Origin of the sequence: Ideonella azotifigens, assembly GCF_006519715.1 — a bacterium.
In the GTDB taxonomy this organism is placed as follows: Bacteria; Pseudomonadota; Gammaproteobacteria; order Burkholderiales; family Burkholderiaceae_C; genus Ideonella; species Ideonella azotifigens.
In genome coordinates this window covers 1-5,488 of the sequence record NZ_VIDT01000373.1, presented here as the reverse complement: position 1 = coordinate 5,488, position 5,488 = coordinate 1, and the positions used below count along the sequence as shown (strand labels likewise).

4 protein-coding genes and 1 pseudogene are annotated in these 5,488 nt (G+C 67.6%); 1 reads left to right on the top strand and 4 read right to left on the bottom strand.

All coding sequences use genetic code 11. The features are described 5' to 3' along the window. From FKP22_RS19700 to FKP22_RS19690, 3 genes are all read right to left on the bottom strand, one after another. Positions 1-835: VOC family protein (locus FKP22_RS19700; RefSeq protein ID WP_141289405.1), on the bottom strand; the 835-nt coding region annotated here is incomplete at its 3' end. 19 nt (positions 836-854) lie between these two features. Beyond that, a complete protein-coding gene (locus tag FKP22_RS19695; RefSeq protein WP_141289404.1) occupies positions 855-2,252 on the bottom strand; it encodes an MFS transporter in 1,398 nt (465 codons plus the stop codon). A gap of 193 nt (positions 2,253-2,445) precedes the next feature. Continuing rightward, entirely contained in the window at positions 2,446-3,222 is a 777-nt protein-coding gene (locus FKP22_RS19690) for an IclR family transcriptional regulator domain-containing protein (protein ID WP_141289403.1), read from the bottom strand. Positions 3,223-3,390: 168 nt separating this feature from the next. Between FKP22_RS19690 and FKP22_RS33960 the strand changes: the two are divergent. Continuing rightward, positions 3,391-3,657 (top strand): annotated as a pseudogene (locus tag FKP22_RS33960) (shikimate dehydrogenase); the annotation flags it as partial. A 387-nt stretch (positions 3,658-4,044) separates the two neighbouring features. Here FKP22_RS33960 and FKP22_RS19680 read toward each other — a convergent pair. After that, positions 4,045-5,394 carry an MFS transporter gene (locus tag FKP22_RS19680; RefSeq protein ID WP_141289402.1) on the bottom strand — a complete coding sequence of 450 codons (1,350 nt, stop codon included), beginning with the start codon at positions 5,392-5,394 and terminating at the stop codon, positions 4,045-4,047. Between the last annotated feature and the right edge of the window lie 94 nt (positions 5,395-5,488).

Below are 5,488 nucleotides of genomic sequence, written 5' to 3'. Positions count from 1 at the left end.
GCTCGGGATGCCGGGCGGGTGCCTCGCCTTGCAGGTCCGTCTGGAAGGCCACACCGCGGGCGGCGAGCGCCTGCACGGCAGCCGGCACATCCGGCGCGCCCAGGCCCAGCCGCGCGAAGCGCTCGCTGGACTCGATGACAAACACCTCGGGCTCGATCAACTGCAGGTAGAACGAGCGGCAAGGGCTTTGCAGGATGTGGCCCTTGGGCAGGATGCCGAAGCGCTGCTCGTCGGGCAGCTCGGTGAAGCTGAACAGCTCGCAGTAGAACTCGACCCAGTCGTTCATGCGGTCGTTGCCGATGTACTGCACCAGGCCAAACCAGTGCAGGCCCTGCAGCGCCGGTGGCTTCGGGTTCACGCCGGGAATCGGCACGAAGTCCACGTCGTAGATCGAGAACTCGCGGTAGCGGTCGACGAAGTAGATGCGGCTGCTGCCCACGCCGTGGATGGCCGGGATGTTCAGCTCCATCACCTCGACCTGCGCCGGCACGCCCCAGGCGCCACGCGCCAACACCTGGCGGTAGGCCTCGGATGCATCGCGCACGCGCAGCGCGATGGCGGCGATCTCGGGCTGCTCGCCCAGGTGGGGGCCGCCGGCCACCGAGCCGGTGTGGGCATTGATCACCACGTTCATGTTGCCCTGGCGGTAGAGCAGCACCTCGCGCGAGCGGTGGCGAGCCACCGGCTGGAAACCCATGTCCTCCAGCACCTGGCCCAGGGCCTGCGGCCGCCGGGTGGTGTATTCGATGAACTCGATGCCGTCCAGCCCCAGCGGGTTGGATTCGATCACCGGTTCGCGCTGGAGCGCGGCAGGCAGGGTCTGGGTAAGCGTCATGGCAGCAGTGGGTAAGGCGTCAAGAGGCCAGGGTGTGCGACTGGTGCGGCGTGTGCAGCGCGTCACCGGCAGCAGGCGTGGCGCCAGGCCGGCCCAGGTCGTGCATCTGGATGCGGTAGGTTTCGCGGGCCGACCAGCAGGCGGTTGCGGCAATCGCGCAGATGCCCAACGTGAGCGAGCCGACGATCAGCGGAATGTTCTGCGTGCCGGGAGGCGCAACGGTGGCAAACAGCGCCGGCAGCATCGCGGTGATGGCCGTGCCCACGTTCTGCGAAAGCGCCATGGCGGTGACCCGCGTGCGGGTGGGGAACAGCTCGGGGAAGAAGCTGGGGAAGACCGCGTTGTAGCCCTGGTAGACCACGCCCCACATCAGCAGCGACATCAGCACCGCGAGCGGCACGTTGGCAATGCTGATCGCATACAGGTAGGCGAAGGACAGCAGGCCGGCCAGCAGCGCGCCGACGATGATCGGCGGCCGGCGGCCGATGCGGTCGGAGAGCTTGCCAATGAAGGGGATCACGATCACGGCCAGGATGTTGCCGGCCACCGGGATCCACAGGTAGACCTCCTTGTCGAAGCCGATGCCGTAGGCCTTCTGCACCGCATAGGCGCCGCCGAAGATGGTCGCCACGACCGGGATCACGTTCATCAGCGCCATGCAGACGACACGGAACATGTCGGCCTTGTTGCTGGCAAAGGACTGGGTGATGGGCGCGCGCAGCTTCTCGCCCTTCTTCGCCACCTCGGCAAACGCGGGCGTCTCGTCGACCTCCTTGCGAATGAAGTAGCCCGCGATGATGACGACAAAGCTGAGCAGGAACGGAATGCGCCAGCCCCAGGTGTTGAAGTCCTCGCTGGGCAGGAAGTGCGCCAGCGGCAGGAAGACGGCGGCTGCCAGGATCTGGCCGGCCTGCACGCCTTGCAGCGTGAAGCTGGCGTAGTAGCCGCGTTGGCCGTAAGGCGCGTGTTCCAGGATCATCGAGCTGGAGCCCGAAATTTCGCCGGCCACCGCAAAGCCCTGGATCAGCCGCATCACCACCAGCAGCACCGGCGCCCACAGGCCGGCCTGTGCGTAGGTCGGCAGCAGGCCGACGGCCATGGTCGAGAAGCCCATCAGGAACATGCACAGCACCAGCACGTTCTTGCGGCCGTGCGTGTCGCCGTAGTGGCCCAGCACCATCGCGCCGATCGGCCGCGCCACGTAGCCCACGCCGTAGGTGGCCAGCGAGGTGACGATGGCAATCGTCGGGTTGCCTGCGGGGAAGAAGATCTGCGGAAAGATCAGCGCCGCGGCGGTCGCGTAGATGAAGAAGTCGTAGTACTCCAGCACCGAGCCGATCCAGCCGCTGGCTGTGGCTTTGCGGGTCTGGCTGGCGGCGTGGGAATCTGCGAAGGGCTTCGCGCTTGACCTGCTCATGGTGTCTCCTGTTGTGATGGCGGGAGACAAGAGGCCTGAATCGCACCCCACAAGGCTGTCGCCTGCCACGAGACGGGATTCCAGCACCGGCACCCCGAAGACACCAGCGATTTGCGCGATGATCGCGCACCCTGCGCGCTTTGCGGACCAAAAAGGGGTTTTCACTGAGCGCAGAGACGCGCCAGGCCCTGCTTCAGATCAAGGGCGCCAGCCCCAGCGCCGCCTCGCGCAGCAAGGGCAGCAGCCGCACGGCCAGGTCCTCGGTGGTGTGGGTGACCGCCTGCACGGTGCAGCTCATCGCGGCCTTGCACTCGCCCTTGCGGTTGAGCAGCGGCACCGCAATGCCCACCAGGTTCATGTCCAGCTGGCGCTCGGTGATCCAGTAGCCCAGCGCACGTGCGGTGCGGCAGTTCTCCAGGAAGCGCTGCGGGTCGGTCACCGTCTGGCCGGTGTAGCTGCTGAACTCGTGCACCGCGGCCCAGGCCTTCAGCGCCTCGTCGCTCCAGGTCGACAGCATGGCCGTGCCCGGCGTGACCACATGGGCCGGCGCCCTTGCGCCCACGTGATGGCCAATCGACACCAGGCGCGGCGAATTGCTGCGCGCCACGTAGATCACCTCGTGCCCGTCCAGCACGCTGACGTTCACCGTCTCGCCGCACTGCATGGACACGCGCTGGATGAAGGGCTGCACCAGGCGCGGCAGGCGCGAGGCATTGAGGTAGCTCTGTCCCAGCCGCAGCACGCGTGGCGTGAGCCAGAAGTATTTGCCGTCGGTCGCCATGAAACCGAAGTGCACCAGCGACAGCAGGTAGCGCCGCGCGGCCGTGCGGGTGATGCCTGCGCGCACGCCCATCTCGCTGGCGGTCATGCGCACATGGTCGTCGTCGAAGGCCTCGATGACGCGCAAGCCCTTGCCCAGGCCATCGATCACGTCCTTGCGATCGATCTCGAACGGCGGGGTGTCATCCATGGCAGTGAAGAGGAAAGATACGGGAAAACCCGCGTTAGGCACGATCAGCGCCCGGAGCGCGCGATTATCGCGCGCATCGCTTGTCGCCTGCGCCGCGCCTGCCTATCGTCATGCCCATTCAGTGCCCCGCCGTCCCGGCGCGGGCCTGCTCCCAACATGGCCACTGCAATGATCACTGGCAAGACCACCCTGGTCGCCCACCTGGGCTACCCGACCGCGGGCTTCAAGGCCCCGATGATCTACAACCCCTGGTTCGAACGCCGTGGCATTGACGCAGTCGTCGTGCCCATGGGCTTCAAGCCCGAGGACTACGCCGCCGGCCTGAACGGCCTGCGGCGCCTGACCAACCTGCGCGGTGCGCTGGTCACCATGCCGCACAAGGTCGCCACGCTGGCGCTGATGGACGAGGTCACGCCCACCTCGGGCGTGGGCGGCCAGGCCGAGCCGCCGGCCGAGGTCTATGTGGTGGACGCATTGCTGCACGACGACGTGTGGCCGGATGCCAAGCCGGAGCTGCGCATCTACGACACGGTGGTGCGCGGCATCACCCACCCGGACAACCCCATGCGCCAGGGCGACCGGCTGGACATGCTGGAGAGCGTGCAGTTCCTCGGCCGCGGCCCGCATGCCTTGCGCATGGCCGAGTTCGCGCGCTACCCGGAGCTGGTCGCCACCGTCTGCGAACAGGCCGGCTGGGACGCCTCGCGCCTGCGGGTGTTCCGCTGCCGGGTGCGCTACCCGATCTACGGCTCGCAGATCGGGCTGGCCTTCCCGCTGACGGACTGAAATCGGGGGCGCTCCCCCGGTTCACGCGCCGCGCCTTCAGGCGCTCTGCACCATCGTCAGGTCAATGCCGCGCGTCTCGCGGGTCAGCGCCAGCGCGGCCAACGTCATCGCGCCATTGGCCACCAGGTACAGGCCCACGCCCCAAAGGCCGTAGGTCTGGTTCAGGCTCACGGCCACCAGCGTGGGTACCGAGGCGCCGACGATGGCGCCGAAGTTGTAGGCCAGCGAGGCGCCGGAGTAGCGCACCTCGGTCGGAAACAGCTCGGGCAGCAGCGCGGCCATCGGCCCGAAGGTGAAGCCCATCAGGCCCAGGCCGACGATGATGAACAGCAGCACGGTGCCGGCCGTCGCGCCGCCCAGGAAGCCGGGCATCACCAGGCCGAAGGCCATGATGGCCAGCGTCACGCCCATCAGCCAACTGCGCCGGCCGATGCGGTCGGCCAGCACACCGCCAATGCTGGTGCACACGCCGAACACGATGGCGCCGATCAACAGGATGCCGGTGAAGGTATTGGCCGGAATGCCCAGCCCGGTGGCGTGGCCTGCCGGCGAGGTGCCCACCGGGCTCTTCGAGTAGATCTGCACGAAGGCCGTCATCAGGTAGAACAGCACGTAGGTCGTCGTCATGATCAGCGTGCCCTGCAGCACCTGCAGGCCGTGCTTGCGCAGCACCGCGGTGACCGGGGCATTCAGCTTCTTGCCGGCCTTCTCGGCCTCGCGGAAGACCTGGCTTTCATGCAGCGTGAGCCGCACGTACAGGCCCACGCCCACCAGCACGATGGACAGCAGGAACGGGATGCGCCAACCCCAGGCGACCATGGCCTCGGCGCCAAGGAAATGGCTGACCAGGAAGAACACGCCATTGGCCGCGAACAGCCCGATGGGCGCGCCGAGTTGCGGGAAGCTGCCGAACAGGCCGCGCTTGCCCGCCGGTGCGTTTTCGGTCGCGACCAGTGCCGCGCCGCCCCATTCACCGCCCAGGCCGATGCCCTGGCCAATGCGGAACACGCACAGCAGGATGGGCGCCCACAGGCCGATGCTGTCGTAGCTCGGCAGCAGGCCGATGGCCACGGTGGACAGGCCCATGGTCAGCAGCGAAGCCACGAGGGTGCGCTTGCGGCCGATCTTGTCGCCGAAGTGGCCGAACAGTGCCGAGCCGACCGGCCGTGCCACGAAGGCCAGCGCCATCGTGGAGAGCGACAGCAGCAGCGCTGCCGAGGGGTCTGCCTTCGGGAAGAACTGGCTGTTGAAGACCAGCACCGCCGCGGTGGCGTAGATGTAGTAGTCGTAGAACTCGATTGCGGTGCCGATCAGCGAGGCCATCGCGACCTGGCGGGGCGAGTTGCGCAGCGCGGCGGCCGGCCGCGTGGGTGCAGAGGAAGACATGAAGACCTTTCGCGGTGCAAAGGCTGCGGTTGGCCAGGCACCGGGGGGACAAGAAATGGGACGGGCAACGCCACGCGAACACATCCGGCCGCGC